At 61.3% G+C, this 25,570-nt stretch carries 29 protein-coding genes; 11 read left to right on the forward strand and 18 right to left on the reverse strand.

Going from position 1 to position 25,570, the window contains the following annotated elements; all coding sequences use genetic code 11:
• Positions 1 to 333: a hypothetical protein gene (locus tag ACZ5IL_RS05190; RefSeq protein WP_464595573.1), complete on the forward strand. Its 333-nt coding sequence runs from the start codon at positions 1 to 3 to the stop codon at positions 331 to 333.
• 232 nt (positions 334 to 565) lie between these two features.
• On the opposite strand, the gene ACZ5IL_RS05195 is transcribed toward ACZ5IL_RS05190, so the two are convergent.
• Together ACZ5IL_RS05195 and ACZ5IL_RS05200 are read right to left on the reverse strand one after the other, a co-directional pair.
• A complete protein-coding gene (locus ACZ5IL_RS05195; RefSeq protein ID WP_464595574.1) occupies positions 566 to 742 on the reverse strand; it encodes a hypothetical protein in 177 nt (58 codons plus the stop codon).
• Positions 743 to 751: 9 nt separating this feature from the next.
• Positions 752 to 1,015, reverse strand: coding sequence for a hypothetical protein (locus ACZ5IL_RS05200; RefSeq protein ID WP_464595576.1), 264 nt, complete (start codon positions 1,013 to 1,015; stop codon positions 752 to 754).
• Between ACZ5IL_RS05200 and ACZ5IL_RS05205 the strand changes: the two genes are divergently transcribed.
• The gene (locus tag ACZ5IL_RS05205; RefSeq protein ID WP_464595577.1) at positions 1,014 to 1,322 is read left to right on the forward strand and encodes a hypothetical protein; all 309 of its coding nucleotides are present in this window, start codon (positions 1,014 to 1,016) and stop codon (positions 1,320 to 1,322) included. The genes ACZ5IL_RS05200 and ACZ5IL_RS05205 overlap by 2 nt on opposite strands.
• Positions 1,323 to 1,423: 101 nt before the next feature.
• Here the strand turns inward: ACZ5IL_RS05205 and ACZ5IL_RS05210 are convergent, their stop codons facing one another.
• Positions 1,424 to 1,651 carry a hypothetical protein gene (locus ACZ5IL_RS05210; protein ID WP_464595579.1) on the reverse strand — a complete coding sequence of 76 codons (228 nt, stop codon included), beginning with the start codon at positions 1,649 to 1,651 and terminating at the stop codon, positions 1,424 to 1,426.
• Between the two features lie 4 nt (positions 1,652 to 1,655).
• Here ACZ5IL_RS05210 and ACZ5IL_RS05215 point away from each other — a divergent pair, with 4 nt between their 5' ends.
• Entirely contained in the window at positions 1,656 to 2,033 is a 378-nt protein-coding gene (locus ACZ5IL_RS05215) for a hypothetical protein (RefSeq protein ID WP_464595581.1), read from the forward strand.
• Positions 2,034 to 2,271: 238 nt separating this feature from the next.
• Here the strand turns inward: ACZ5IL_RS05215 and leuC are convergent, their stop codons facing one another.
• The gene (gene leuC, locus ACZ5IL_RS05220; protein WP_464595583.1) at positions 2,272 to 3,678 is read right to left on the reverse strand and encodes a 3-isopropylmalate dehydratase large subunit; all 1,407 of its coding nucleotides are present in this window, start codon (positions 3,676 to 3,678) and stop codon (positions 2,272 to 2,274) included.
• A gap of 23 nt (positions 3,679 to 3,701) precedes the next feature.
• Between leuC and ACZ5IL_RS05225 the strand changes: the two genes are divergently transcribed.
• Entirely contained in the window at positions 3,702 to 3,863 is a 162-nt protein-coding gene (locus ACZ5IL_RS05225) for a hypothetical protein (RefSeq protein WP_464595585.1), read from the forward strand.
• A 150-nt stretch (positions 3,864 to 4,013) separates the two neighbouring features.
• Here ACZ5IL_RS05225 and rplS read toward each other — a convergent pair whose 3' ends face one another.
• The 7 genes from rplS to ACZ5IL_RS05260 all read right to left on the reverse strand — a co-directional run bounded on the left by rplS (position 4,014) and on the right by ACZ5IL_RS05260 (position 9,715).
• Positions 4,014 to 4,394 (reverse strand): 50S ribosomal protein L19, encoded by a 381-nt coding sequence (gene rplS / locus ACZ5IL_RS05230; RefSeq protein ID WP_464595586.1) that lies wholly within the window; start codon positions 4,392 to 4,394, stop codon positions 4,014 to 4,016.
• Positions 4,395 to 4,614: 220 nt separating this feature from the next.
• The gene (gene trmD, locus ACZ5IL_RS05235; RefSeq protein ID WP_464595588.1) at positions 4,615 to 5,331 is read right to left on the reverse strand and encodes a tRNA (guanosine(37)-N1)-methyltransferase TrmD; all 717 of its coding nucleotides are present in this window, start codon (positions 5,329 to 5,331) and stop codon (positions 4,615 to 4,617) included.
• Positions 5,332 to 5,458: 127 nt separating this feature from the next.
• Positions 5,459 to 5,980: a ribosome maturation factor RimM gene (rimM, locus tag ACZ5IL_RS05240; protein WP_464595590.1), complete on the reverse strand. Its 522-nt coding sequence runs from the start codon at positions 5,978 to 5,980 to the stop codon at positions 5,459 to 5,461.
• 12 nt (positions 5,981 to 5,992) lie between these two features.
• Positions 5,993 to 6,325 (reverse strand): 30S ribosomal protein S16, encoded by a 333-nt coding sequence (rpsP, locus tag ACZ5IL_RS05245; protein ID WP_425906425.1) that lies wholly within the window; start codon positions 6,323 to 6,325, stop codon positions 5,993 to 5,995.
• Positions 6,326 to 6,403: 78 nt separating this feature from the next.
• Positions 6,404 to 7,939, reverse strand: a complete 1,536-nt coding sequence (ffh, locus tag ACZ5IL_RS05250) for a signal recognition particle protein (protein ID WP_079448044.1) — start codon at positions 7,937 to 7,939, stop codon at positions 6,404 to 6,406.
• Positions 7,940 to 8,273: 334 nt separating this feature from the next.
• On the reverse strand, positions 8,274 to 8,978 hold the full coding sequence (locus tag ACZ5IL_RS05255) for an SIMPL domain-containing protein (protein WP_464595592.1): 705 nt from the start codon (positions 8,976 to 8,978) through the stop codon (positions 8,274 to 8,276).
• Between the two features lie 8 nt (positions 8,979 to 8,986).
• Complete coding sequence (locus ACZ5IL_RS05260; RefSeq protein WP_464595593.1) at positions 8,987 to 9,715, reverse strand: GyrI-like domain-containing protein; 729 nt, start codon at positions 9,713 to 9,715, stop codon at positions 8,987 to 8,989.
• 282 nt (positions 9,716 to 9,997) lie between these two features.
• Between ACZ5IL_RS05260 and dapF the strand changes: the two genes are divergently transcribed.
• From dapF to ACZ5IL_RS05275, 3 genes are all read left to right on the forward strand, one after another.
• On the forward strand, positions 9,998 to 10,870 hold the full coding sequence (gene dapF / locus ACZ5IL_RS05265) for a diaminopimelate epimerase (RefSeq protein ID WP_464595595.1): 873 nt from the start codon (positions 9,998 to 10,000) through the stop codon (positions 10,868 to 10,870).
• Entirely contained in the window at positions 10,870 to 12,138 is a 1,269-nt protein-coding gene (gene mtaB, locus ACZ5IL_RS05270) for a tRNA (N(6)-L-threonylcarbamoyladenosine(37)-C(2))-methylthiotransferase MtaB (protein WP_464595597.1), read from the forward strand. The genes dapF and mtaB overlap by 1 nt, the downstream gene beginning before the upstream one ends.
• Positions 12,139 to 12,413: 275 nt before the next feature.
• Positions 12,414 to 14,063: a CHASE domain-containing protein gene (locus ACZ5IL_RS05275; RefSeq protein WP_464595599.1), complete on the forward strand. Its 1,650-nt coding sequence runs from the start codon at positions 12,414 to 12,416 to the stop codon at positions 14,061 to 14,063.
• A 131-nt stretch (positions 14,064 to 14,194) separates the two neighbouring features.
• On the opposite strand, the gene ACZ5IL_RS05280 is transcribed toward ACZ5IL_RS05275, so the two are convergent.
• On the reverse strand, positions 14,195 to 14,740 hold the full coding sequence (locus tag ACZ5IL_RS05280; RefSeq protein ID WP_079448039.1) for a sigma-70 family RNA polymerase sigma factor: 546 nt from the start codon (positions 14,738 to 14,740) through the stop codon (positions 14,195 to 14,197).
• A complete protein-coding gene (locus tag ACZ5IL_RS05285; protein WP_464596826.1) occupies positions 14,740 to 14,958 on the reverse strand; it encodes a NepR family anti-sigma factor in 219 nt (72 codons plus the stop codon). The genes ACZ5IL_RS05280 and ACZ5IL_RS05285 overlap by 1 nt, the downstream gene beginning before the upstream one ends.
• Positions 14,959 to 15,196: 238 nt before the next feature.
• Here ACZ5IL_RS05285 and ACZ5IL_RS05290 point away from each other — a divergent pair, with 238 nt between their 5' ends.
• Entirely contained in the window at positions 15,197 to 16,003 is an 807-nt protein-coding gene (locus tag ACZ5IL_RS05290; protein ID WP_464595600.1) for a response regulator, read from the forward strand.
• Between the two features lie 217 nt (positions 16,004 to 16,220).
• On the forward strand, positions 16,221 to 16,604 hold the full coding sequence (locus ACZ5IL_RS05295; protein WP_464595601.1) for a hypothetical protein: 384 nt from the start codon (positions 16,221 to 16,223) through the stop codon (positions 16,602 to 16,604).
• Here ACZ5IL_RS05295 and ACZ5IL_RS05300 read toward each other — a convergent pair.
• From ACZ5IL_RS05300 to cysD, 5 genes are all read right to left on the reverse strand, one after another.
• Complete coding sequence (locus ACZ5IL_RS05300) at positions 16,580 to 17,050, reverse strand: hypothetical protein (protein ID WP_464595602.1); 471 nt, start codon at positions 17,048 to 17,050, stop codon at positions 16,580 to 16,582. The genes ACZ5IL_RS05295 and ACZ5IL_RS05300 overlap by 25 nt on opposite strands.
• Positions 17,051 to 17,148: 98 nt before the next feature.
• A complete protein-coding gene (locus ACZ5IL_RS05305; protein ID WP_464595604.1) occupies positions 17,149 to 17,514 on the reverse strand; it encodes an ElaB/YgaM/YqjD family protein in 366 nt (121 codons plus the stop codon).
• Between the two features lie 251 nt (positions 17,515 to 17,765).
• Positions 17,766 to 19,952 (reverse strand): malate synthase G, encoded by a 2,187-nt coding sequence (locus ACZ5IL_RS05310; RefSeq protein WP_464595606.1) that lies wholly within the window; start codon positions 19,950 to 19,952, stop codon positions 17,766 to 17,768.
• 298 nt (positions 19,953 to 20,250) lie between these two features.
• The gene (cysC, locus tag ACZ5IL_RS05315) at positions 20,251 to 22,176 is read right to left on the reverse strand and encodes an adenylyl-sulfate kinase (protein WP_464595607.1); all 1,926 of its coding nucleotides are present in this window, start codon (positions 22,174 to 22,176) and stop codon (positions 20,251 to 20,253) included.
• Positions 22,177 to 22,202: 26 nt separating this feature from the next.
• A complete protein-coding gene (gene cysD, locus ACZ5IL_RS05320; protein WP_079448033.1) occupies positions 22,203 to 23,009 on the reverse strand; it encodes a sulfate adenylyltransferase subunit CysD in 807 nt (268 codons plus the stop codon).
• A gap of 254 nt (positions 23,010 to 23,263) precedes the next feature.
• Between cysD and cysG the strand changes: the two genes are divergently transcribed.
• Positions 23,264 to 24,700 (forward strand): siroheme synthase CysG, encoded by a 1,437-nt coding sequence (cysG, locus tag ACZ5IL_RS05325; RefSeq protein WP_464595608.1) that lies wholly within the window; start codon positions 23,264 to 23,266, stop codon positions 24,698 to 24,700.
• Positions 24,697 to 25,461 carry a phosphoadenylyl-sulfate reductase gene (locus ACZ5IL_RS05330; RefSeq protein ID WP_464595609.1) on the forward strand — a complete coding sequence of 255 codons (765 nt, stop codon included), beginning with the start codon at positions 24,697 to 24,699 and terminating at the stop codon, positions 25,459 to 25,461. The genes cysG and ACZ5IL_RS05330 overlap by 4 nt, the downstream gene beginning before the upstream one ends.
• Positions 25,462 to 25,570: the final 109 nt, after the last annotated feature.

Raw genomic sequence — 25,570 nt, forward strand, 5'->3', positions numbered from 1 at the left:
ATGGATGTCAGGATGACAGGGGGGGGGCTTGTGACGGGAGCTGCGACGCTGCTGTTGCTGCTGGTGCCGGGGGCGTTGCTGTTTATGTACAGCGCTCAGGCTCAAACCACCGCGCGGAGCGCGGATCGTGCCGTATCGTCTGACGCGTCGGCCCCCGCCCGCAAGCGGCGACCGCGCGTCCGGATCTATCGCGAGGATGAGCGCGGGGTTTATCCGAGCTATAATCCGGGTTCCGACGCGGTACGCGACTGCACCGCGCATTACGTGCAGGAATTCCGACCGAGCGGGACAGTGATCGTTCCGAGAATGAACTGTTACTGGCGCCACGGCTGACTCTTCGATCCAAGCGTGGTTTTGCCGGATGGCCGTGAATCGCGGGAATTCGGTAACGCTAACCGCACATACAGTGCATGTTTGCCGCGGGTATATTCACGTCGCGTTCACTTCCCCGCTCATAGCCTGTCACTCGCGTCTCGCTCGCGCGTCGCGGCGGCGATGGAATGATCTGCTGACGTCGCGGTTACTTGTTCCACCCACGGAGGTCTAAATGTTTTTGAAGAAAATTTTAGGATTGGCCGCTCTCGGCGCGCTTCTGATTGCCGCGGCTCCCGTGCAGCAGGCGCAGGCGGCGACTCCGGTCAGCCCAGGCATCGCCGTCGGACAAAGCGACGCTGGCAAGCTGACAACCAAGGTGCACCACGTCAACGGGCAGCCCCACCATCACCACCATCAGAACCACCATGGGCGGAACCTAAGCCATCGTCAGCAGCATTGGCGGAACCATCACCATCACCATCATCAGTATAATCACCATCATAACCACCATAACCACCACCATCATCACCAGCATAACGGTCACTGGCAGTGATGATACCGGTTGGAGCTCATGGCAAAGCCAGCTCCGTACATGGTCGAACAGGCCCGCTATGCGGGCCTGTTTTTTTGAAGCGGCGCGGATCTCCTGAGAAAGAGTGTCATAACGACAGTACGCGTCGACCCACGGAGAAATCGCCATGAAAAGATATCTGGGCGTGAGTCTCGCTGCAGCGATCGTTGCGTTGTCTGGCATCGCATTAGTTAAAAGCGCGAAGGCCGCCCCTCGCTTGGGCGCTGTCGCCACGCAGCCGGTGACACCGACCGAGATTGGCTCGGTTCGGAGTACCCATCGTCCGCACCAAGAAAGTCGCCACAGGCATCATCGCGCGCGCGTGTACGTACGTGGCCCTTATCGACCTTACTATGGACGGCCAGATTACTACGCGCCGCGACCGGCTCCGTTCTTTCCGTTCGGCTTCGGCTACGGCCTCGATCCGTCCTGGTGAGGTGAGGGCTGCTGTCGCGACTCATCCAAATCGCGACCGCATATTTTCTCTGTAGGCTGGAAAATCCGACGCCAAGTGGTCGGAGCCGGTGTCAATGCCGATCAGATCGGTAGCCGCGCTTTCTTCGCCGCATCGTAGATTTCGATACGCAGGATCGGGAAACGTGACTTTAAGTCGGTCGCGGCCTGCTTCGCCTGGGCCAGCGTCTCGAACTGGTTTTTGAAATGCCCATCCACCTGCAGCGTAAAGCCGGCTTCGGGCGGTACGTCGGCACGCAGGGCCGGACGGGATACCGGTTTGGTCGTCGTAGCGGCAGGCGTTGGCGGCACAGCCGTGGGCGCCGGAATCGGCGCGGTGATTGTGGGAGCCGGTTTCAGCGGCAAGGTCAGAGCATCGCGCGGCGTGGTCACAATCGGCTTCTCAGCCGCACGCGGGGCGGCCTTGCTGCTGCGCTTCACGACCTCCACCGGCCTCGCGACTTTGACTTTTGCGGACGCCAGCTTGGCAGGCGTCCTTGTGGACGTCTTTGCCGATGCCTTCGTATTGCCGGATGGGCGCGACATTTTTTCTGCCTTGCGGGCAGGGGTTTTGGTCTTGGCTGTTTTCATGACGTCGTTACGACTGACGGAATTTCCCGGCGAAGGCAACCCACCAGTTGAGGCAAGCTTGATTCGCCGTCGCATCCTCGTTGATAGCTTGTTCGATCGGTGATCGAGCGGAACTGATCGGAAGGCTCGCCTTGCCAGACGAATGTGCACGGGGTTTCCGGACACCTGTTTCGTTCGACAGAAAGCGACGCGGCACGCTCGCCTCGATCACACGGCTGTGTTGTGCTTCATTGCGGTGTCGAGTGCAAGACCATCGCGCAAACTGCGGCAATAACTTTCTTTCGAGTTATCGATCCCTCCGTCGTCCGGAGCCGGCTTAACACCACTGAGCGAAAGAACGCTCAATGCCATTCGCGGATATCGACGAAATGTCCTGCGATTGCGGCCGCTGCCGCCATTGAGGGCGATACGAGATGCGTGCGGCCCTTGAAACCTTGCCGACCCTCGAAATTGCGATTCGAGGTCGAAGCGCAGCGTTCATCCGGCTTCAGCTTGTCGGGATTCATCGCAAGGCACATCGAGCAGCCAGGCTCGCGCCATTCGAAACCAGCCTTGATGAAGATCTTGTCGAGGCCTTCTGCCTCCGCCTGTTCCTTCACCAGCCCTGAACCTGGTACGACCATGGCATTGACGTTGCCGTTGACCGTCCGGCCATCTGCGATCTTCGCAGCGGCGCGCAAGTCTTCGATGCGACCGTTGGTGCAGGAGCCGATGAAGACGCGGTCAAGCTTGATGTCGGTAATTCTCGTGCCAGGGCTTAAGCCCATGTAGTGCAGCGCACGTTCCTTCGACAGCCGCTTGGCCTCGTCCGCGATGTCGGCGGGGTTCGGCACCTTGCCCGTCACCGCGATCACGTCTTCAGGGCTTGTGCCCCAGGTCACGATCGGCGGTAGCCTGCCGGCGTCGAGCCGGATCTCGTGATCGAAATGCGCACCGTCGTCGCTGCGCAGCGTCTCCCAGTATCGCATCGCCGCATCCCAACTGGCGCCCTTCGGCGCTTTCGGCCGGCCTTTCAGGAATTCGTATGCCTTCTCGTCCGGCGCTATGAGGCCGGCGCGCGCACCGCCCTCAATCGACATGTTGCACACCGTCATGCGGCCTTCCATCGACAGCGCGCGCACCGCCTCGCCGGCATACTCCAGTACGTAGCCGGTTCCGCCCGCGGTGCCGATCTCGCCGATGATGGCGAGGATGATGTCCTTGGCGGTGACGCCGTCCGGCAGCTTGCCGTCGACCACTGCGCGCATGTTCTTCGCTTTTTTCTGGATCAGCGTCTGGGTCGCCAGCACATGCTCGACCTCGGAAGTACCGATGCCGTGTGCCAGTGCACCGAATGCGCCGTGGGTCGAAGTGTGGCTGTCCCCGCAGACGATGGTGGTGCCGGGCAGGGTGAAGCCCTGCTCAGGGCCGATCACGTGAACGATGCCCTGTCGCTTGTCGAACTCGTTGTAGTACTCGATGCCGAAATCGCTGGCGTTCTGCGCCAGCGTGGCGATCTGCTCGGCACTCTCAGGATCGGGATTGGGCTTTGAGCGATCGGTGGTCGGTACGTTGTGATCAACCACCGCGAGCGTCTTCTCCGGCGCATGAACCTTGCGTCCGGCGACGCGCAGGCCTTCAAATGCCTGAGGTGACGTCACTTCATGGACGAGATGACGGTCGATGTAGATCAAACAGGTGCCGTCCTCGGCCTCATGCACCAGATGATCGTTCCAGATCTTGTCGTACAGGGTTGTCGGTTTGGACATGGACGTAAACCTATTGGAATTCTTTGAGCAGGTCGCGCGAGGAGGCGCGCGGGACAATCGCCGACGCGAGTGAGCGGCCTCAGGTCGCCGAAGTCGCGAACCGTCCGAAGAAGCGTCCGGGCAAACGGCTGCGGTCGTCGAGCACGATGCGGGCTGTGAACCGGCCGATGTCGCTGCTGATCTGATCCGTAACCATTGTGTCTTTTACCATGGTGGTAGCCGCCGCGACAATCAAACGACCGACAGCGTTCCGGATAGATAGTCGTGCTCGCGGCAATAAAAAAGCGCGGCCGGCGCCGCGCTTTCGGAAACCTTGGAAGCGAGTCGGCCTGCGCTCAGCTCGTCGCGGCCGCGCGGTCCGTCTTCTTTTCAACAATGCGGGCCGACTTGCCGCGCAGTTGGCGCAGATAGTACAGCTTGGCGCGACGCACCTTTCCGCGGCGCACCACCTTGATCGAGTCGATCATCGGCGACATCACCGGAAACACGCGCTCGACGCCCTCGCCGTAGGAAATCTTGCGGACCGTGAAGCTCTCATTGAGTCCGCCGCCGGAGCGGCCGATGCAGACGCCTTCATAGGCCTGCACGCGGGTCCGCTCGCCTTCTACGACCTTGACGTTGACGATCACGGTGTCGCCGGGGCCGAACTCCGGAATGGTCTTGGTCGCCGACAGCTTGTCGAACTGCTCTTTTTCGAGCTGCTGAATGATGTTCATCGAAATCTCCATCGGCGGCGCGCCCCTCCGGCCGAGGGGGCTGCGCGGAATTCGTCTGTCCAGTGGCGCGCATTTCGCAAAAGTGGATACCCGGTTTTGCGAAAAGAATACGCACAGCTCAACGAGCTAGAGCATTTTCTAAAGGCAAACCGGATTCCACTTTGCCTGAAAGTGCTCGCTGCGCGGATTTGGGCTCCTATACGGCAAAGCGGACGCGTTGTCACCCGTCTGTCTTGCTTTTTGGCGGATTTTGCCTGTTCCTTGCCGCCCAGAGGTCCGGACGGCGCGCCTCCGTCAAAGCTTCGGCCTTGGCCCTGCGCCAACCGGCCACCTTGGCGTGGTCGCCGGACAGTAGAATGTCCGGAATCGGCCGGCCCTCGAACTCCTGCGGACGAGTGTACTGGGGATATTCGAGAAGCCCGTGCGAAAAACTTTCATCCTCACTCGATTCCGCCTTGCCCATCACCCCCGGCAAAAGCCGGACGCAAGCGTCGATCAGCGCCATCGCCGCGAGTTCCCCTCCCGACAGCACATAATCTCCGATCGACACCTCCTCGAGCCCGCGGGCTTCAATGACCCGCTGGTCCACCCCTTCGAAGCGTCCGCAGACGATCAGGGGCCCGGGACCGGCCGCGAGTTCCACCACCCGCGACTGGGTCAATGGCCGACCGCGCGGACTCATCAGAAGGCGCGGTCGGTCCGGCGAGGTCTCCACTGAGTCGATGGCCTTGGCTAGCACGTCGGCACGCAGCACCATACCAGGGCCGCCGCCGGCTGGGGTATCATCGACGCTGCGGTGGCGGTCGGTGGCGGAACTGCGGATGTCGTGGATGTCGAGCGCCCATAAGCGGGTCGTCAGCGCTTTTCCGGCAAGGCTGATGCCGAGCGGCCCCGGAAACATCTCGGGAAACAGGGTCAAGACGGTCGCGCGCCACATGGACTAGCACCAGGAGACAATCACGTAACGGCGTCATACGTGGGCTTGACCCGCGTATCCATCAAACGATGGATCGCCGGATTAAGTCCGGCGATGACGGCAGAATACGAAGCACCCGCCGGGTATGTCACGCCTGATCTGGCTCCTCGCCATCAATTTCGCCGGGCATCTCGATCACTACGCGTCCGCCGGCGATGTCCACGGTCGGCACCACGGCATCGGTGAACGGCAGCATCAGGGTCGGACCGTGCGCACGCGCCATCTCGATGATGTCGCCTGCGCCGAAGTTGTGAACGGCGGCGACCGTTCCGATCATCGCGCCCGCCGCATCAAAGGCGGCGAGACCGATGAGATCGGCGTGGTAAAATTCGCCTTCGTCCGTCGCGGGCAGTCTGTCGCGCGCGACGTAGAGTTCAACGCCGTTGAGCCGCTCGGCCTCCTCGCGCGTGGTCACGTCCGTGAGCGTTGCAACGAGGTGATCCTTGGCCGCGCGCGCGTGCGTTACTTCAAGCTGCCGCGCGCCATCTTTCGTCGAGAGCGGGCCGTATTGCGTCACCGACATCGGGTCTTCCGTGAACGTCCACAGCCGCACCTCTCCCCGCAGGCCATGCGCGGCGCCGATCCGGGCGACGCACACGCGCGCCGTCATGCCGCTTCAGCCTCAGGACTTCGCGGCGGCTTCGGCCTGCGCCTTGCGCTCCTTGCGCGGCACGGCCTTCTCGGGGTTGTTGCGCGGCGTGCGCTTCTTGACGCCGGCGGCATCGAGGAAACGGGCGACGCGATCCGACGGCTGCGCGCCCTTGGCGAGCCAGGCCTTGACCTTGTCGAGGTCGAGCTTGAGCCGGTCGGCATTGTCCTTCGGCATTAACGGATTGAAGTGGCCAAGCCGCTCGATGAAACGGCCGTCGCGCGGATAACGCGAATCCGCGGCGACGACATGATAAACCGGCCGCTTTTTGGTGCCGGCACGGGCGAGGCGGATCACGACGGGCATAAGGTTCTCCTTTTGAAGTCTGTCTGGTGAGTTCGTTGTGTCGTTATAGCGTTGGCGAAATGTGTGAGGCCGTTCGTCTCATTTCTTCTTCCGGGGGAAGCCGAGACCGGGCAGTGTCGGCTTGCCGGTCAGTCCGGTGAGGCCGGGAAGATTTGGCAGGCCACCGCGCAATCCGGCCGGCAGATCCTTCGGCAATTGCGGCAGACCATCCGCGCCTTTCGGCATTTTCTCCGCAAGCGCTTTCATCTGCTCGGGACTCGGCATGCCGCCGCCGAAGCCCATGGCCTGCGCGATGCCGGCGAGGGGGCCGCGCTTGCCGGTCCCCATCATCTTCATCATGTCGGCCATGCCGCGATGCATCTTGAGGAGCTTGTTGATCTCCTCGACCTTCTGGCCGGCGCCGGCGGCGATGCGCCGTTTGCGGCTGGCTTTGAGGATTTCGGGATGCTTGCGTTCCTGCCGTGTCATCGAGTCGATCACGGCGACCTGACGCTTGATGATCCTGTCGTCGAGACCGGCCGCGGCCATCTGGTTCTTCATCTTTGAGACGCCGGGCATCATGCCCATCAGGCCGGAGATGCCGCCCATTTTGGACATCTGCAGCAACTGCTCGCGCATGTCGTTGAGGTCGAACTGGCCCTTGCGCATCCTTTCGGTGGTGCGCGCGGCTTTTTCGGCATCGATGTTGGCGGAAGCCTTTTCGACCAGCGAGACCACGTCGCCCATGCCGAGGATGCGGCCGGCGATACGGGAGGGATGGAAATCCTCCAGTGCGTCGGTCTTTTCGCCGGTGCCGATCAGCTTGATCGGCTTGCCGGTGACCTGACGCATCGACAGCGCGGCACCGCCGCGGCCGTCGCCGTCGACGCGGGTCAGCACGATGCCGGTGAGGCCGACGCGCTCATCGAACGACCGCGCGAGATTGACCGCATCCTGTCCGGTCAGCGAATCCGCGACTAGCAGTACTTCGTGGGGGTGGGCGGCGGTTTTGATGTTCGCCGCCTCCGACATCATCTCGTCATCGAGCGTGGTGCGGCCGGCGGTGTCGAGCAGCACCACGTCGTAGCCGCCGAGCTTGCCGGCCTCCAGCGCGCGGCGAGCGATCTGTTCAGGTTTTTGCCCCGCGACGATCGGCAGCGTCTTGATGTCGAGATCGCGTCCGAGCACCGCGAGCTGCTCCATCGCCGCCGGACGATAGATGTCAAGCGAGGCCATCAGGACTTTGCGTTTATCCCGCTCGGTCAGCCGCCGCGCCAGTTTCGCGGTCGTGGTGGTCTTGCCCGAGCCTTGCAGGCCGACCATCATGATGATGATCGGCGGCACGGCATTGAGATCGATGGTCTGGCCGTCGGAACCGAGCGTGGCGATCAGTTCGTCATGAACGATCTTCACCACCATCTGGCCCGGCGTCACCGATTTAACGACGGTGGCGCCGACCGCCTGTTCGCGGACCTTGTCGGTAAAACTGCGCACCACGTCGAGCGAGACGTCGGCCTCCAGCAGTGCCCGGCGCACCTCGCGCATGGCGGCATCGACATCGGCTTCCGTCAGCGCGCCGCGCCGCGTCAGCCGATCGAGAATGCCGCCGAGCCGTTCCGACAGATTGTCGAACATGCCTGCTTTTCCTTTTTACCTCGCCCTGCTCTTTTGCGGGGAGAGGTCGCCGCGTCTTCGCGGCGGGTAGGGGACCCAGGTACCGCGCTCAACTCGTCCGCGGGATTCGCGGGAGAAAACGCTCACCCCAGAGCTATCGCGTGTTGATTTTGGGCGATCGTTAAAATCAACAGTCATTCCAAAACACATTCACGCCCGAGGGCGCACAGCGCTGTCGGACGTTGACCTCCGGCCCCTGCGGCCGGTCGGCGGGTCGAAAAGAAACTCTTTTCGAGAATTCAGGCGGATTTACAGGCACCCGCCTGCCCGAGTCAAGCTGATCAGCGGGCCAACCTTATGGCGCCCCCTTGATCTCCCAGGAGACGCCGACCGTCACGCGGAGCGTTTCTTCGCCGGGCGCGATGGCGGCCTCCGCGGCCATCGGTGCCGCAGCACGGCGGTACATCACCGGCACCGCGCTCCCGTGCTCCGCAATGCTGATCGGCCCGCCGAGCGAGACGCCCGCAGCCTTGGCATAGATCTCCGCCTTGCGCCGGGCGTCGACGATCGCCTCGGCCCGCGCGTCGTCGAGCAGCTTCGATGCGTTGGAGACCATGAAATTGATACTGCCAATGTCGTTGGCGCCGGCCGCGGTGACCGCATCGATCACCCCGGCCATTTTGCTGATGTCACGCAGCTTGACGGTAACGCGGTTGGTGGCGCGGTAGCCGGAGAGGACGTTGGATCCCGAGCGATTTTGATTGGTAAATTGTGGCTGCAGCGACAGCTGCGAGGTCTGATAGTCTTTTTCGGCGATGCCCGCGCTTTTCAGCGCCGCGAGCACCTTGCCCATGGCGGCATTGTTGGCTTCGAAAGCGTCGCGCGCATTCTTGGCGTCGGTCGTGACCCCTGCCTCGATCTGAGCAAGATCGGGCGGCGCGGAGATTGTGGCCTCGCCGGTTACCGAGATTGCTGGTGGTGGCGCATCGGCTTGCGCGGGCACCGAGATCAAAACGGCGATAGTAGCAGCGGCGATGGCGAGCTGGATCCGGTTCTGCATGACGGTTCTCATTTCAGCGGGACATAGACATCAATGATCAGATTGTCTTCCTCGGTCTTCAGTGGATCGGTCTTGTACTCCTCGATGAAGGTGTCCTTGGCCTCAAGCTTCTTGTCGTCGAGGGTATTCGTAATCGCCTCATAGGTGTTGTCCATGTTGTCGTAGGAGCCGCGATGTACGAACTTCAGCGCCTTGCCCTCCGGTGATTTGCCCATGCTGACGTTCTTGGGCAGATCCTTGATCTCTTGATCGACGGGGATTTCCGCCAGAAACGAGAAGCCGTTATCGTCCGTTGAGGTATAGACGATCATCATGTTGCCGGCAGGCTTGACGCCCTGCTTGTCGAGAACGGCGGCCAGCGACTTGAACGAATCAATGAGCGTCTCGAATGCGTTTTCCCAGGTGGCGTTGTTGCGCAATGTCAGGACGGTCTTCGGGACCAGCGTATGCTCTTCACCGAAAGGGTCGGCCGTCTGCACCGGCGCGGTAACCGGCGGCTTCGGGGCTTCGGCGGTCGGATTTTTCGGCGTCTGCACTTCGGCAGGGGGCGGGACCGGCGTAGCCGGTGTCGTCGTTCCGGGTGGGGTAGGTGTGGCTGGTGGAGCCTCTGCGGCGGGCGCCGTCGCGCCGGGAGGTGTCGCGGGCGGCGTCTCGGCCATCACGGCAGAGAGCCCGAACATCAAGGTCGCTGGGATCATTGCGATCGCGAATCGGCAAAAAGGGCGGGGACGATTCATTGGTAGGGTCTCCCTGGTCGTGTTGGCCGATGTCCGCGAGACCCGGTCCTGAGCCGCTGTTACGGGCTGACTTATTACGATGCTTAACACGCGACGCTGACGTTCATCCCATGACAGAACAAAACAGATATGTCATGCCGCATCGTGGCGGGTGTGGGGCGCTGACACGGATTTGCGTTAGCGATGGCGGTCGTGAGTGACACTGGTCAACTGGCGCGCATTCGCCATATAAAGTCGCGGAAGGCGGATGCCGGAAAAGGAACGCCGGAAACTGGAAAACCAATGGGCGCGCTCGCAAATCATGCTTTCAGCAAGATGAATGGGATCGGCAACGAGATCGTCGTTGTCGATCTTCGCGACAGCTCCGCCGCGGTCACGGCCGAGGAGGCGCGTGCTGTCGCATCACCGGCGGGCGTTCCCTATGATCAATTGATGGTTCTGCAACCCCCGCGGACATCAGGCACCGAGGCCTTCGTTCGCATCTACAATAATGATGGCTCGGAAGCCAATGCGTGCGGCAACGGCATGCGCTGCGTGGCGCGCCAGATCTTCGAGGCGACAGGTAAGGCCGCGCTGACCTTCGAAACGCGCGCCGGTCTTTTGAACTGCTGGCGAGACTCCGCGCCTGGTCTCTACACCGTCGACATGGGATCGCCAAAATTCGACTGGAGGGACATTCCGCTCGCCGAGGAATTCCGCGATACCCGCTATATCGAGTTACAAATCGGGCCGATCGACGCGCCGGTGCTGCATTCGCCGTCCGTGGTTAGCATGGGTAATCCCCACGCGATCTTCTGGGTCGACGACATCGATGTCTACGATCTCGCCCGTTTCGGGCCGCTGCTGGAAAACCATCCGGTCTTTCCCGAGCGCGCCAACATCACGCTGGCGCATATCGTAGATCGCGATCACATCACGATGCGGACCTGGGAGCGGGGCGCGGGCCTGACGAAGGCTTGCGGTTCAGCTGCCTGCGCGACGGCGGTGGCGGCGGTGCGGCTCAAGCGGACCAATCGCATCGTCCATGTCACGCTTCCCGGCGGCAGCCTGACCGTCGAATGGCGCGAGCGCGATGAGCATGTGCTGATGACCGGTCCGGCCGTATTCGAATATGAAGGTACCTTCGATCCGGCGCTGTTCACGTCGGTGGCCTAATGTCAGTCGACGTCATTACCTTCGGTTGCCGGCTCAACGCCTTCGAATCCGAAGTCATCCGTCGCAACGCGGAAGATGCCGGCCTTGACGAGGTCGTCATCATCAACAGTTGCGCCGTGACCAACGAGGCAGTGGCGCAAACACGGCAATCGATCCGCCGCTTAAGGCGCGAGCGACCCTCGGCGCGCATCGTCGTTACCGGATGTGCCGCGCAGATAGAGCCGGCGATGTTCGCGCAGATGGCCGAGGTCGATCGCGTGATTGGCAACGATGACAAAATGCGGAGTGAGGCGTGGCGTGCCGCACAGGTCGCATTAGCCGCGCCTGATGTGGAAATCACGGCCGAGAAGAAAATCGCGGTGGCCGATATCATGGCGGTGACCGAGATGGCGCCGCATCTCGTCGATGGCTTTCAAGGCGGACTGCCACGCGCTTTTGTGCAGGTACAAAACGGCTGCGATCATCGCTGCACCTTCTGCATCATTCCTTTCGGACGCGGCAATTCCCGCTCGGTGCCGATGGACGCGGTCGTCGATCAGGTCCGCGCGCTCGTCGAGGCCGGTCACGCCGAGATCGTGTTGACCGGTGTCGATCTCACAAGTTATGGCGCCGATCTTCCGAGCGGAACGCGGCTGGGCGGACTGGTAAAGCAGATCCTGCGGCATGTGCCGGAGATGAGGCGGCTCCGAATCTCGTCGATCGATTCGATCGAGGCGGATCGCGATTTGCTGGATGCGATCGCGAACGAGGAGCGGTTGATGCCGCATTTGCATCTCTCGCTGCAATCCGGAGACGACATGATCCTGAAGCGGATGAAGCGGCGGCATTCGCGCCGCGATGCCATCGATTTCTGCGCGCAGGTGCGGCGGCTGAGGCCGGACGTGGCCTTCGGTGCCGACATCATCGCCGGCTTTCCGACTGAGACCGACGACATGTTCGCGCGGTCGCTGGACCTCGTTGCCGAATGTGATCTCACCTTCCTGCATGTGTTTCCATATTCGTCGCGGCCGGGGACGCCTGCGGCACGGATGCCGCCGGTCGCGGCCGAGGTGATCAGGGATCGCGCCAGGCAGTTGCGGGCGGCGGCGAGCGCGGCGCTGCGGCGGCGGCTCGCGGCGGAGGTCGGCGCGACGCGCCGAGTGCTGATCGAAAGCGCCATCCAAGGCCGTACCGAGCATTTTCTGCCGGTCGCAATTGTAGGAGCCGAGCCCGGCACCGTGCAAATGATGAGATTTTCAGGGCACGATGGTACTCGGCTGCTGCCTTGATCTTGTTTCCCCGAAAACGATTTGGATGACTGAGCCTCGCGCCTCGCGGAGAGGCGCATTGCCACAGACGAATGAGGGCGAGCGGACCTTTCATCATAGTGAACGATCGGCGGGCCGGACTCCGTTAACGATCGTCTCCGGCTTTTGCAACTGGAGGCGGAACCATGCTGGCGCGGCACGATTGATGTGATGCATCGTCAGGGCGGGACGCTGCTGTTAATGGTGAGACCGGCCAATGTTGCGAATGGTTATTTTCCTGATTTCCGGGTAGGCGCGTGGTTCGGCTGGGTTTCGTCATTGGGTTCGTCGCCGTCATCGGAATTTTTCTTTCCGGTCTTGCGGCATGGCGGGCTCATGATCAGGAGTTGGCAATCGACAACATTGCGCTGTCGCGCGCCATCGACGTCCACGCCAGCCTGGTTCAGGAGCGTCTCATCGAGCGAGAGCTTTTGGCGCGCGTCGCCTCGGGGCTGTTCCGGTCGCCATCCGCGGTGCAGGCCAACATGCTCCACCCATTGCGTGCTTCGATCTATGCCTTCAAGACTGATTTTGTCATTGCCGGGTGGGTCGCATGTCTTGAGCCGAGCGAATTTCCGCAGGCCCATGCTGTTCTGGCAGCGGCTGGATTTCCAGATTCCCAAATCCGGAGTTTTGACGACACCCCGCGCGATCTGCGGTCGATCGACAAACCGATCGACGTGATAATGGATGTCGAACCGCAAGATGCGCAAACCGCCGCCTTCTTGGGTCGCTCGCTCGATCAGCACCCGATCTTGGGGCCGATGTTCGCCCGAGCAATGCAAGCCAAGACTTCCGTCGTATCGGATCCGCTCAATCTGATGGGGCGGGATGGGCCGATCGGGCTGGTCATCGCAACACCGGTTTTCCAGGAGGACAGCGAGACAGCCGCCGGCTTTGTTACTTTCTCCTATAAACTGGCATCCTTGATGCTGACGAATGATGAACTGTCGCTATTTTCCGTCGTCCTGAAAGATCCGCGCAAGCCGGGCTCGGAATTGATTGCCGACGACAGCGGCAATGTCACCTCGCGTCTCGGTTGGGGGGCTAGTCCCGTTCCGATGGTGCTCCGGACGGTGATCTTCGGCGGCAGGGACTGGTCGCTTGGCTATTACCCGAAAGTGAATGCCATGCACCGCGCGCAAAAACTGGCCGCGGTGGTGGCCGCGATCGGTCTTGCGTTGACAAGTATCATTTGCGGACTGTTCGGATATGTCGCCTATAATAATTTGCGGTTGAGCCGGGAGATTCAGGTTCGGATCGGCTTCGAGCGGCGATTGACCGCCGTCATCGATGAACTCAATCACCGTGTCAAAAACATTCTCGCGGTGATTCAATCGATCGTCACGCGTACGATGCGGCACGGGTCCGACATCGAAGTCGCCCGAGAATTGCTGATTGGCCGGATCCATGCCATGTCCAATGTGGTTTCGCTGCTCAGCGAGAGTCAGTGGCAGGGCGTCAAACTGAGGGGATTGTTCGAGGCTCGCGCCATCCCTCACGTCGACCGCATCGCGATCCATGGTCCTGATATCACGGTCAGCGCGCGGGCGGCTCAGAGTCTCTCATTGCTGTTCTTCGAGCTGGCATCGCATTCCGACGAGGGACTCTCGCTGGTCGGCAAGCATCCGAATATTGTGGTGCATTGGGGGATCGAGGGCGAGGCCGACGAGGCGTTGTTTCATTTTCGGTGGGAAGAATTCAACACCAGTGCGGCGACAAGACGCGAGGATAGCGATTTTGGCATCATTCTGCTGGATCGCGTTGCGCCGGAGGCGCTGGGCGGCGTCTCCAAGCGGTACTTTACCGAGGTGAGCTATGTCTATGAACTCGCCGCTCCCATGGACACCGTCGTGGATTTGACCGAGCGAGATCGTACGATGCAGATTTCGAATCCAGTAGTTTGATTCAACCGCGTTCATCTCAGATTTAGGTTTTATCCCAAAGCCTGTTCGACAAGCTCCGCGGTTCGACAAGCTCCGAATGAGCGGCGATCGTCACCACTACCGCTCTCGGCCATTTGGATGCGCGGCGAGAATTATCGGCCGTTGCCGATTACAGCCCTGACGGTGTCGTCGGGTCCAAAATCCTCCGTGCCCTCGACATAAAGCAGGGCGCTCAGCTTCGATCGCGCGCGGTTGACGCGACTCTTGATGGTGCCGACTGCGCATCCGCAGATCTTCGCGGCATCCTCGTAGGAAAATCCTGAAGCCCCCACGAGGATCAAAGCCTCCCGCTGGTCCTGCGGCAATTTATCGAGCGCCGCCCGAAATTCTTCGAACTCCAGGTGAGCATTCTGGCTCGGCTGCGATTTCAGCGTTTTCGCATAGTTGCCATCTGAGTCCTCGACCTCCCGCCGCCGCTTGCGGTAGTCGGAGCGGAACAGGTTGCGAAGGATCGTGAACAGCCATGCCGGAAGGTTCGATCCTGGCTGAAATGAATCGATATTAGCAAGCGCGCGGAGCAGAGTTTCCTGCACGAGGTCGTCGGCTCGATCGCCATTTCCGCTTAACGAAATCGCAAAAGCGCGCAAGTTCGGCACCGATGCCAGAATTTCCTCGCGTAATGAATCTGTGAGAGGCATTAGTCCCTCCCGTCATTTTTTGCATCGAGATCGCCCGTTGGGGTTATGTGTGGTTTCCCGGGCTCAGATGCATCGAGCTTTCGAATTAATTCGGCAAACCGGTCGGGAACACCCTGCCTCACGACGTCGTCATACATGGCGCGAAGCTGATGGCCGATTCGGGATTGAATCTCGGCGTTGAGGCCGTCTTTGGCGGATGATGGCTTTGAATCTTTCATGACTTCGCGCCCGAGTTTCAAGATATTGAAAATACTGGAAATCCCTGTATTTCGCGCCGCTTCCACGGAACTCGTATGAAAGCCTAATTCAATGATGATGCGAAAGTTCCGGGTCCGGGGAACTTTTGTGATGCTCGGGAGTAGATAGGCGAGGGGGGCCGGGATGCGGCGTTTGCAGTGCTTACGCCAGACGGTTTGTGGTCCCGAGCATGAGTTATCTCGAAAAGGATGGACGGGAATGTTTCGATCACAGGTCGTTGCTGAACATTTGCCGCTTTTGCGCCGTTATGCACGCGCCCTGACAGGAAGCCAGGCGTCTGGTGACGCCTATGTCGGTGCCATGTTAGAGGCGCTGCTTCAGGATCCGACGCTGCTTGACGAACAGCACGGGCCGCGCGCCGGTCTGTTCCGACTGTTCACACGAATCTGGAATTCAGTCTCGATCAACGGAGGCGCCGACGAGGTGCCGACGCTCGCGCCGACAGAGCGCCGGTTGACGAATATCACCCCGCTTCCCCGTCAGGCTTTCCTGCTGCTGTCGCTGGAAGGTTTTTCGGAGGAGGAGGCCGCGTTTGTTCTGGAGGTCAACGTCGCTGAAGTCCGCAAGCTAAGCGGTATCGCCGGCCGCGAAATGGCGGCGGAAATCGCAACGGACGTCCTCATTATCGAGGACGAGACGTTTATTGCGATGGATCTGGAAAGTCTCGTCAAAAATCTAGGGCACCGTGTGATCGGTGTTGCACGTACCCACGCCGACGCGATCGCCCTCGCCAAGACCAAGGAGCCGGGCCTCATTCTGGCCGATATCCAACTCGCTGACGGCAGTTCGGGATTGGACGCTGTCAACGAACTTTTGCGCGTGGTCGAGGTGCCCGTTGTCTTCATAACAGCCTATCCCGAACGCTTTCTGACCGGCGAGCGGCCCGAGCCGGCGTTCCTCATCTCGAAACCGTTCCAACCCGCCATGGTTTCGGCAGTAGCCAGTCAGGCGCTGTTCTTCCAACGGAATTCGCGCAATCGCGAGCCTCGTGCCGCTGCGTCGTGACGTGATAACCTCCACGGAAGGACGCGGCTGACTTTATCAACGACATCGTCATCGCCGCTCAATCCGGAAAGGACCGGCGGTCAAGGCAATGCGGGTGCTGACAAGCGGTCCGCTCCTGTTTTTTCTCAAAACATCAGTGAACGAAGTCTGCCGAACGGCGTTGTTGCTGGCGGTTCAGATCCGCGAGCGCGATAGCTTGAGGAAAGAGGCGACAATGATGTTTCAGACATCCGCAGGATTCCTCGCCGGTCTGGCGGCGACCCTGTCATTGGGCGCGGTGCATCTTGAGTCAGGCCATCAGGCGGCCAGCCCTGACGCGACTTCCGCGGTCTATCGAGCCGTTAAGTCCGATCTCGGCATTGTCCCATCTCCACACGCCATCGGCCGCACCATTTCCATTAGGATGGAAAGCCTGCCGCATATGTCAATCGTATTCCGGATTCCGAGAAGCTCCGGTCAGGAAGTGAACGATCACATGACGAAGCGAGATTCGCATCACGCGCCCGCGATGCGGGTCAAGCGAACGATCGCATGCGAACCGGTGGTGAGTACGCTCACGGACGTTGCAGAACACCTTCAGCCTGGTCGCTGCGTGACATGAGGGTTGCCGTCGTCTCCGTTATCAGTCCCGTCATCGCGGTTACGTCCCCGAGCGAACAGTCCGAGCGCCAGGCCGCCGACGGCCAGGATCGGAATCAGCTTCTTCACGCCGACTGCGCGCGCCAGCTGAAGTCCCGCCGCCACGACCATCGGATCGGCGAGAAAGTTCTGCGTCGCGGCTTTAGCGTGCTGTGCCGCTCGTTTCTTAGCGGCCTTTCGTCGAATCACTAACGTTACGACTGCGATCAAAGTGATCAGCAAGAAAATCGCTGCCCCGCTCAGACACGCTTCGATCAAGCCGTAGTTTTGATAAACGAAGACGAACGCGGCTGCGCAAAGGAACACGATCGTGACAAAGGCCGCAAACGCAGCCACCAGGGCCAGGCACGTCAGCCGCATAGCACTGCCTGCGCTTTCCTTGAAGTCATCGATTGTCCGCTGAAACATTCAATGCCTCATCTGAAACGAAATCATTTGTTGAAACCATTGGCGCGATCGGCCGGGTGCGGGCCGATCGGCAGAATTTAGTGGATTCGTCTAGACGGTCATCGACGCCACGTGACGCCGATCAGAAATCCTAGACCCACTGCGAGGCACACTGTCGCGAGGGGGCGCTGCTGGATGGCCTCTTCCAGGGTGTCCTCGATGGTCGTGACGGCGCTTTGCGCAGCGTCAAGGGCTGCATTGCTGCGATCGGAGACATCGGAGAGAACGGAATCGACATTCGCCCTCGCCTGCCTGTACCCGCGGCGGGCCTGCTTCTTGGCGGAGCCGGTCAGCGTATTGAGCGCGTCCGAGACTTGATCGGCTAATGCGGTGATTTCGTTCTTTACGGCTGATAAATCTTTCTCGAGCCTGTCGTAGGTCGCTTTGTCGGTCAGGTTTTTTATCGCATCGCCATCGCTCGCCATCCAACGCTCCTGAAAACTGAGGGATATGACCCCCAACGTGCTGTTGCGGCTAAAGTTCCGCGACGAGGCTAGCGGGTCATGTGCCACACGGATCGAGCGAGGTATTGTTAGGAAAGTCTGACCTTAACGGCGTTCCGACTCCAGCCGACTCGTTTGATCGGAGCAGACGGTCGCGTCGAGAGGCATAGACTGTGCGCCATATCGGCGTGCAACTGACGCGACGAGTGATCTGCCCCGGGAGACCCGCCAGGTCATTCGCGGGATCGTACCGTCAATCCAACGCGCTCCGTCTTGGCCTCGCGCCGTCGTTCGGTCAGGATGTATTCGGTATATCCGTTTGGCTGCTCGCGGCCCTTGAACACCAGATCGCAGGCCGCCTTGAAAGCCACGCTGTCGAAATTCGGAGCCATTGGCTTGTAGAGAGGATCGCCTGCGTTTTGTTCGTCAACGATGACGGCCATGCGCTTGAGCGAGTCCATCGTCTGATCGCTGGTGACGACCCCATGATGCAGCCAGTTCGCCAAATGCTGACTGGAAATCCGCAGCGTAGCACGATCTTCCATCAGGCCGACGTCGTGGATGTCCGGTACCTTCGAGCAGCCCACGCCCTGATCGATCCAGCGCACCACATAGCCGAGAATGCCCTGACAGTTGTTGTCGATTTCCTGCTTCACGTCTTCGGGCGTCCAGTTCGAATGAGACACCGGGATGGTGAGGAGATCGGACAGTGTGGCGCGCCGCCCGCTCGCCTCCAGTTCCTGCTGGCGCCTTGGCACGTCAATCTGATGGTAGTGCAAGGCGTGCAGCGTCGCCGCGGTCGGCGACGGCACCCATGCGGTGGTGGCGCCCGCTTGCGGGTGACTGATTTTCTGCGCGAGCATGTCCGCCATCCTGTCGGGCGCGGCCCACATGCCCTTGCCGATCTGGGCACGACCGGGCAAGCCATCGATCAGGCCGATGTCGACGTTCCAGTCCTCATAGGCCTTGATCCATGGCTGCGCCTTCATCTCGCCTTTGCGGATCATCGGGCCCGCTTGCATCGAGGTGTGAATCTCGTCCCCGGTGCGGTCGAGAAAGCCTGTATTGATGAAGCAGATGCGTTTCGATGCGACCTGGATGCAGGCTTTGAGGTTGACCGTGGTGCGGCGTTCCTCGTCCATAATGCCGATCTTGAGCGTGTTCTCCCGCAATCCGAGCATCGTCTCGACGCGGGCGAACAATTCGCAAGTCAGCGCTGCCTCGTCGGGGCCGTGCATCTTCGGCTTGACCAGGTAGACCGAGCCGCTACGGGTGTTCCGCGTCTGCGAAACTCCATTGAGATCATGAATTGCGAGCAGGCCTGATACGGCTGCGTCAAGCAGGCCTTCCGGAATCTCTGCGCCGCTCTGATCGAGCACCGCGTCGATGAACATGTGGTGACCGACATTGCGGATCAAAAGCAGGCTGCGTCCGTGCAGCGTGAGTTGTCCGCCGTCCGGCGCGGTGTAGAGGCGGTCGGGGTTGAGGGCGCGGGTGACGGTCTTGCGGCCCTTTTCAAAAGTGTCAGTGAGGGTGCCGTTCATCAGGCCGAGCGTATTACGATACACCTGAACCTTGTCGTCGGCATCGACAGCGGCGACGCTATCCTCCATGTCGAGAATGGTGCTGATGGCAGCCTCGATGATCACGTCGGCGACGCCGGCGGGATCATCCTTGCCGATGAGGTGGGCGCGGTCGATCTGGATATCGATGTGCAGGCCGTGATTGACGAGCAGGATCGCGGATGGAGTACGCGCATCGCCCTGGTAGCCCGCGAACTGCGACTCCCTCATCAGACCAGTCGTGTCGCCGTTTTTGAGTTTGACCGACAGCTGCCCGTTGAACACGCTGTAGCCTGCGACGTCAGCATGAGCACCATTCGAAAGCGGTGCTGCCGAATCGAGGAAAGCCTTTGCCTTCGCAATGACCTTATTGCCGCGCGCCCTGTCATAGCCTTTGGCCTCGTCGGCCTCGTGCGCAATGGCGTCGGTGCCATACAGCGCATCGTAGAGGCTGCCCCAGCGCGCATTTGCGGCGTTTAGCGCGTAGCGCGCATTGGTCAGCGGCACCACCAGTTGCGGGCCGCAGATTTTTCCGATCTCGTCATCGACATTGGCGGTCTCGACCCGCCGCGTCTCCGGCTCTGGTTGCAGATAGCCGATCTCCGTCAGGAACGCCGTGTAGGCGCCCATGTCGAACGGCGTACCTTTATTGGCGCGATGCCAGTCGTCGATCTTCGCCTGTAGTGAATCGCGCACCGCGAGCAACTCGCGGTTTCTCGGTCCGAGATCGTGGACGATGGCGGCAAGTCCCGCCCAGAACGCATCGGGCGTAACGCCGGTCCGCGGCGTCGCTTCCTCGGCGACAAAATCGAACAGGACGGGTGCGATCTTCAGTCCGTGGGCTTCAATTCGGGTCATGTCGGCGGGCTTCTCGCGAGAAACGGCTGCGCTGTTTCAAGGCCGGTCGGTCGCCCAAATACGGGCGCTCGACTGTCATTTAGCGCCAAAGCCGACGCCGTGAGAAGCCCTTCACACGAGTTGAATGATCTTAGAGCCTTTCCGCTTCTGATGGAGCCAGAAGCGGAACTCTACGATTTTGATCTGACACATTTTCTTCACGCGAACGGGTATCCACTTCGCTCGAAAACGCTATAGACCGAGACAAGCCGCTACATAGCCGCGCAGGGTCCGCGGCTATGGCCCAGTATTCGCAGCCTCAGATGTTGGCGGCGACGTCGGTCAGTTCGTCGAACAGAACGCCGGTTCTGATCAGCATCTGCTCGATCTCATCGGCGGCATCACTTACCGTGCGGGACGAGGTATCGATCGTCAGCTCCACCGTCTCCGGGGGCTGATAGTCGTTTCCGATGCCGGTGAAGCCATGCAGCACACCCGCGCGTGCCTTCGCATAGTGCCCCTTGGGATCGCGGCGCTCGCAAACATCAGCCGGTGTTGCAACATAGACTTCGCGGAAGGTGTCGTCGGCGATGCGCCGCGCCGCGGCGCGATCCTCCCGCGACGGAGAGACCGCAGCGACGATCGCGAGGTGACCATTGCGCGCGAGATGCGTGGCGACTTCCGCTAGCCGGCGGATGTTCTCAGTGCGATCCTGCGGCGAGAAACCGAGGTCGCCGTTCAGCCCGGCGCGCAACGTGTCGCCGTCGAGCAGGATCGGCGAGCCGCCGTCGCTGAACAGCTTTCGCTCCAGCGCGCGGGCCAGCGTGGATTTACCGGAGCCCGGTAATCCCGTCAGCCAGACGACGGCGCCGTTGTGGCGATAGCGGGCGGAGCGCTCGTCGGTCCGCAGCGCGGATTCCACCGGTACGATATCGACCGGAGCCGCGCGCTGTCCTGCATCGACGCTGAGCACCAGCCCGCCGCCGGCGATGCGGCCGTTGACCTCGAGCACGAGGCGGCCGGTGCGGGGGTTGTCGACATACGGGTCGGCGGCGAGAGGCTGCGATAGCGAAATGTCGATTTCACCGACATGATTGCGCGCGATCGCCTTGGTTTCTTCGCTCGAGAGTTCGCCGGGATCGACGGCTTTCTCGATGGCCACGACGACGGCGCGCGTTTCCTTGTTGCCGAGCCGCAGCAGAATGGATGCGCCAGCTGCGAGCGGTTGCTCGTGCAGCCAGAAGATGCGTGCCCGTATCCTTCGGGTATCGCGCGGGGCCGACCCCACATGGGCAATGACATCCCCGCGCTCGACGAACAATTCGCGGTCGAGCGTGATGCCGACCGAGCGGCCGGCCCCCTGCGCACTTTCCGGACTCGAGGGCCAGCCTTCGACGCTGCGGATCTTTGCGATCTTTCCGGCCGGCATGATCACGATCTCGTCGCCCGCGGTCAGGCCGCCCGACTCGATACGCCCGGCCACGATGCGGCGATCATCGAATTTGTAGATCGCCTGAACGGGGAGGCGCAGCGCCAGTTCATCGAGCGGTCGCGCCGGGTGCAGTGCATCGATGGCCTCGACCACGGTGGGACCGCTGTACCAGCCGATCTTCGCAGTCCGCTCGGACACGCCGTCGCCGTCGCGGGCCGATATTGGAATCACGGCCGTCGGCGCGAGGCCGAGGCCGGTCAGGTGTGCCGAAATTTCGTCTCGAATGGCGCCAAAGCGTTCGGCGCTGAAATCGACGCGGTCCATCTTGTTGACGACGACAGCGACCTGTTTGACGCCGAGCAGATGCAGCAAATAGCCGTGCCGCCGCGTTTGGTCGCGCACGCCTTCCAGCGCGTCGATGATGAGCACTGCGCCGTCGGCCTGTGCCGCGCCGGTGATCATGTTACGCAAAAATTCTGCATGGCCGGGAGCGTCGATCAGCACCACGTCGCGCGAGCGCGTACGGAAACGGATCTGCGTGGTATCGATGGTGATGCCCTGATCCCGCTCGGTTTGCAGGGCGTCCAGCAGGAACGACCATTCGAACGGCATACCGCGTCGGGTGCTGACCGCTTTCAGCATCTCAAGTTTGCCGTCGGGCAGGCTGCCGGTCTCGTGCAGCAGCCGCCCGACCAGCGTTGACTTGCCGTGATCGACGTGGCCGACAATGACGATGCGGACCTGGGGGCGGGTCGTGCCGTTGGGCGTCGAGAGGGCAGCGTTCGACGCGAGGTTAGGTGCGATCATGTTCATTGGAAAAGCGCTCGATTCGATTCAGATCAGAGATAGCCGGCGACACGAAGCCGTTCGAAAGCGTCTTCGGTCTCGTGGTCAAGCGCGCGCCCGGCGCGTTCGGGAATCTTGGTGCCCTCGAGTTCGATCAGAATCTCGTCGATGCTCGATGCGGTCGAAGGGACGGGGAAGGTGATGTCGGCGTCGCCGAGCGAACGATAGCGTTTGCCCTCCTTCGCCAGATAGAGCGGAATGATCGGGATGTTCTCGCGTTTGGTGTAGGCCCAGATATCCGCCTCGGTCCAGTGCAGGATCGGATGGATCCGCAAATGCGCGCCGGGAGGCGGCGAGGCATTGAACTGATCCCAGAATTCGGGCGGTTGGTCGCGCACATCCCATCCGCCTTCGGTGCCGCGTGGCGAAAACACCCGTTCCTTGGCGCGGGTCGCTTCCTCATCGCGGCGGATGCCGGCGATCAGTCCGTCGAAGCCATATTTGTTGAGGGCGAGTTTCAGCCCCTCGGTCTTGCGCGCCGCGGAGCGTGCGGCGGGCGGCAAGGTCGGGTCGATCGCTTCGACCGGCGGGCAGTAATCAACCTTGAGGTCGAGATCCCACTCCTTCGAGTAGCGATCACGAAATGCGTACATCTCAGGGAATTTCTTCTCAGTGTCCACGTGCAACGCCGGGAACGGCACCCGGCCGAAGAAGGCCTTGCGCGCCAGCCAGATCATCACGTTGGAATCCTTGCCCAACGACCACAGCAGCGCGAGCTTTTTCAGGCGGGCAAACGCTTCCCGGAAAATGTAGATACTCTGCGCTTCAAGCGCATCAAGATGGTCCATTCCAGGCTGCATGGCCTGCTCCTTAACTTCGTTTTTCGTCGTTCACAGTCGACGGCTGTGCCGCTGATCGTCAAAGTCAGCGGCTGCCAGAATTGCGGATTCCGGAGGCTGAGAAGATGCATCTCGTCCGGGTGGTGTTTTGAAGTAGGAAATTCTATACCTAGGTCTTCGCATAGAAGAAATAATTTTCTGTTTTGTCATCTTGTCAGATACATAAATAGAAAATAATTTCAGTCAACCCTATCCAGGGGAGTAGAGAACACCAGATGAAGTTCCTCCCGATCTTTCTCGATCCCAGTGCCGGTCCGATCCTTTTGGTCGGAGCTGGCGACCCGGTTCGGGCCAGGTTGCGCCTGTTGCTTGCGGCGGGAGCGCATGTACGCTGGCATGCCACCGACGGTGACTTCGCGGTTCCCGGTCTTGAGGCGGCTACCGCTTCGCGGATCGAGAGAGTGGAAGCCAATCCGCGCGCGGTTGATCTTAGCGGCATCGTCGCGGTGTTCTGCGCGAGCGCCGGGGAGATCGGCGAGCACGTGGCGGCGCGTGCGCGGTCGGCCGGTGTGCCCGTCAATGTGATGGACGATCCCGCGCATTCGAGTTTCATCGTTCCTGCGATCGTGGATCGCGGCGACGTGGTGGCGGCGATCGGCACCGGCGGCGCATCACCCGTGGTGGCGCGGCGCGTGCGCGAACGTATCGAAGCGGCTTTGCCAGCGCGTATAGGCGACCTCGCGGCTATGATCGGGCGCTGGCGCAGGTCAATTCATGACCACATTCCCGACCTCCCGTTGCGGCGTCGCTTTTGGGAGCGCGTGATCGACGGCCCGATCGGTGAAGCGGTTCTTGCCGGCCGTTCCGATGAGGCCGAAGGCTCACTGAAGGCGATTGTCGATCCGTCTATTTATGCGGGTGCATCTATTCCGGGCGAGATCGAAGGGCGCATCACGCTGGTCGGCGCTGGGCCGGGCGATCCGGATCTGCTCACCATCAAGGCGCTGCGAGCGCTACAGGATGCCGACATCGTATTCTACGATGAACTCGTCACGCCTGAGATTCTCGATCGCGCGCGCCGCGACGCGGTGCGTGTGCCGGTGGGTCGCCGTGTCGGCAAACCCGGCATCGGGCAGGACGCCATCAACCGGCTACTGATCGATGCCGCCAAATCCGGTCAGCGGGCCGTCCGCCTCAAGGGCGGCGATCCCTTCATTTTCGGCCGCGGCGGCGAAGAAATAGAGGCGCTACGAGAGGCCGGTGTCGCCTGTTCGGTTATTCCTGGAATTACGGCCGGGCTCGGCGCGGCTGCGGAATTCGAAGTGCCGCTCACCTACCGCCATGAGGCGCTGCGCATCACCTTTCTTACCGCGCATAAGGCTCACGACGCTTCGAACGTCGACTGGTCGGCACTGACCGACCGTAAGATGACCGTCGTGGTCTATATGGGAATCACGGCGGCGGCGGCGATCCGTAGCGGGCTGCTGGAGGCCGGGCGTTCGCCCGAAACGCCGGTCGGCGTGTTCGCCCGCGCCACCCGTCCCGATGCCAAATCCGTCATCGGTATACTTGATCACCTTCCGGCGCTGGTTCGCGATGTCGAGGGTGGCCCCGCTATCCTTGTGATCGGTGACGTCGTTTCGCACTCTGCGCCGTGGCGCAATGCGAGCCAGAATTCCTCCCTCCAGACATTTCAGATGGCTGCAGAATGACCTCTCTGCTTGAACGAAAGGGCGCCGCGACCGGTGCGACGGCGCAATCTGCTCCAGCGGCAGAGGTCTCCGCATTGCCTGCTGCGGCCGCGCTAAACGAGTCCTTGCGCAACGCTTCCCCCGCGGATGTGATCAGTGCGGCGCTTCGCACGGTTGGTCGAGACAGGCTGGCGCTGGTCTCGTCGTTCGGCACCGAGTCAGCTGCGCTGCTCAAGGTGATGGCTGACGTCGATCCTGCCATTCCCGTGATCTTTCTCGATACCGGATGGCTGTTTGAAGAGACGCTGGCCTATCGCGATACATTGATCGCCGCGCTCGGCCTGAAGGATGTTCGCTCTATTCAACCATCCGAGGATGCGTTGAAAAGCGAGGATCCTGATCGCGAGTTATGGTTCTCCGATCCTGATGCCTGCTGCCGCATCCGGAAAGTGGAGCCGCTCGCACGCGCGCTTCAGCCGTTCGACGCCTGGATCAACGGCCGCAAGCGGTTTCAGGGCGGCCTTCGCGCCGACATCCCATTCGTGGAAGATGACGGCGCGCGGCTGAAGTTCAATCCGTTCGCGAACGCCTCGCGCGCCGACATCGAGGCGATCTATGCATCGGCGAAACTGCCGCCGCACCCGCTTATCGCATCGGGATTCCTCTCCGTCGGCTGCATGCCATGCACCTCGCGCGCGACCGCGAATGAAGACGCACGCGCCGGCCGCTGGCGCGGCAGAGCCAAGACGGAATGCGGCATCCACACGATGAAGACTTCGTAGAGGAATAACTCTGCACCGCTGCAAACATTGAAATGTCGTTTCGTTGACTTGAAGCTGCCCTTTGACGAGTTTCTTCATGGGTTCTGACGCTAATGGTCGTCGCGTGAGC

It is taken from the genome of Nitrobacter sp. CN101 (assembly GCF_055390255.1).

Coding starts and splice junctions, on each gene's coding strand:
- dapF (WP_464595595.1), top strand. CDS start 9,998: ATGGGCGCGCTCGCAAATCATGCTTTCAGCAAGATGAATGGGATCGGC.
- ACZ5IL_RS05205 (WP_464595577.1), top strand. CDS start 1,014: ATGAAAAGATATCTGGGCGTGAGTCTCGCTGCAGCGATCGTTGCGTTG.
- ACZ5IL_RS05300 (WP_464595602.1), bottom strand. CDS start 17,050: ATGTTTCAGCGGACAATCGATGACTTCAAGGAAAGCGCAGGCAGTGCT.
- ACZ5IL_RS05190 (WP_464595573.1), top strand. CDS start 1: ATGGATGTCAGGATGACAGGGGGGGGGCTTGTGACGGGAGCTGCGACG.
- ACZ5IL_RS05280 (WP_079448039.1), bottom strand. CDS start 14,740: ATGCCTCTCACAGATTCATTACGCGAGGAAATTCTGGCATCGGTGCCG.
- ACZ5IL_RS05295 (WP_464595601.1), top strand. CDS start 16,221: ATGTTTCAGACATCCGCAGGATTCCTCGCCGGTCTGGCGGCGACCCTG.
- ACZ5IL_RS05255 (WP_464595592.1), bottom strand. CDS start 8,978: ATGCAGAACCGGATCCAGCTCGCCATCGCCGCTGCTACTATCGCCGTT.
- trmD (WP_464595588.1), bottom strand. CDS start 5,331: ATGTGGCGCGCGACCGTCTTGACCCTGTTTCCCGAGATGTTTCCGGGG.
- cysG (WP_464595608.1), top strand. CDS start 23,264: ATGAAGTTCCTCCCGATCTTTCTCGATCCCAGTGCCGGTCCGATCCTT.
- leuC (WP_464595583.1), bottom strand. CDS start 3,678: ATGTCCAAACCGACAACCCTGTACGACAAGATCTGGAACGATCATCTG.
- rpsP (WP_425906425.1), bottom strand. CDS start 6,325: ATGCCCGTCGTGATCCGCCTCGCCCGTGCCGGCACCAAAAAGCGGCCG.
- rimM (WP_464595590.1), bottom strand. CDS start 5,980: ATGACGGCGCGCGTGTGCGTCGCCCGGATCGGCGCCGCGCATGGCCTG.
- ACZ5IL_RS05195 (WP_464595574.1), bottom strand. CDS start 742: ATGGTGGTTCTGATGGTGGTGATGGTGGGGCTGCCCGTTGACGTGGTG.
- ACZ5IL_RS05330 (WP_464595609.1), top strand. CDS start 24,697: ATGACCTCTCTGCTTGAACGAAAGGGCGCCGCGACCGGTGCGACGGCG.
- mtaB (WP_464595597.1), top strand. CDS start 10,870: ATGTCAGTCGACGTCATTACCTTCGGTTGCCGGCTCAACGCCTTCGAA.
- ACZ5IL_RS05285 (WP_464596826.1), bottom strand. CDS start 14,958: ATGAAAGATTCAAAGCCATCATCCGCCAAAGACGGCCTCAACGCCGAG.
- rplS (WP_464595586.1), bottom strand. CDS start 4,394: ATGAACATCATTCAGCAGCTCGAAAAAGAGCAGTTCGACAAGCTGTCG.
- ACZ5IL_RS05200 (WP_464595576.1), bottom strand. CDS start 1,015: ATGGCGATTTCTCCGTGGGTCGACGCGTACTGTCGTTATGACACTCTT.
- ACZ5IL_RS05310 (WP_464595606.1), bottom strand. CDS start 19,952: ATGACCCGAATTGAAGCCCACGGACTGAAGATCGCACCCGTCCTGTTC.
- cysD (WP_079448033.1), bottom strand. CDS start 23,009: ATGCAGCCTGGAATGGACCATCTTGATGCGCTTGAAGCGCAGAGTATC.
- ACZ5IL_RS05305 (WP_464595604.1), bottom strand. CDS start 17,514: ATGGCGAGCGATGGCGATGCGATAAAAAACCTGACCGACAAAGCGACC.
- ffh (WP_079448044.1), bottom strand. CDS start 7,939: ATGTTCGACAATCTGTCGGAACGGCTCGGCGGCATTCTCGATCGGCTG.
- ACZ5IL_RS05260 (WP_464595593.1), bottom strand. CDS start 9,715: ATGAATCGTCCCCGCCCTTTTTGCCGATTCGCGATCGCAATGATCCCA.
- cysC (WP_464595607.1), bottom strand. CDS start 22,176: ATGAACATGATCGCACCTAACCTCGCGTCGAACGCTGCCCTCTCGACG.
- ACZ5IL_RS05290 (WP_464595600.1), top strand. CDS start 15,197: ATGTTTCGATCACAGGTCGTTGCTGAACATTTGCCGCTTTTGCGCCGT.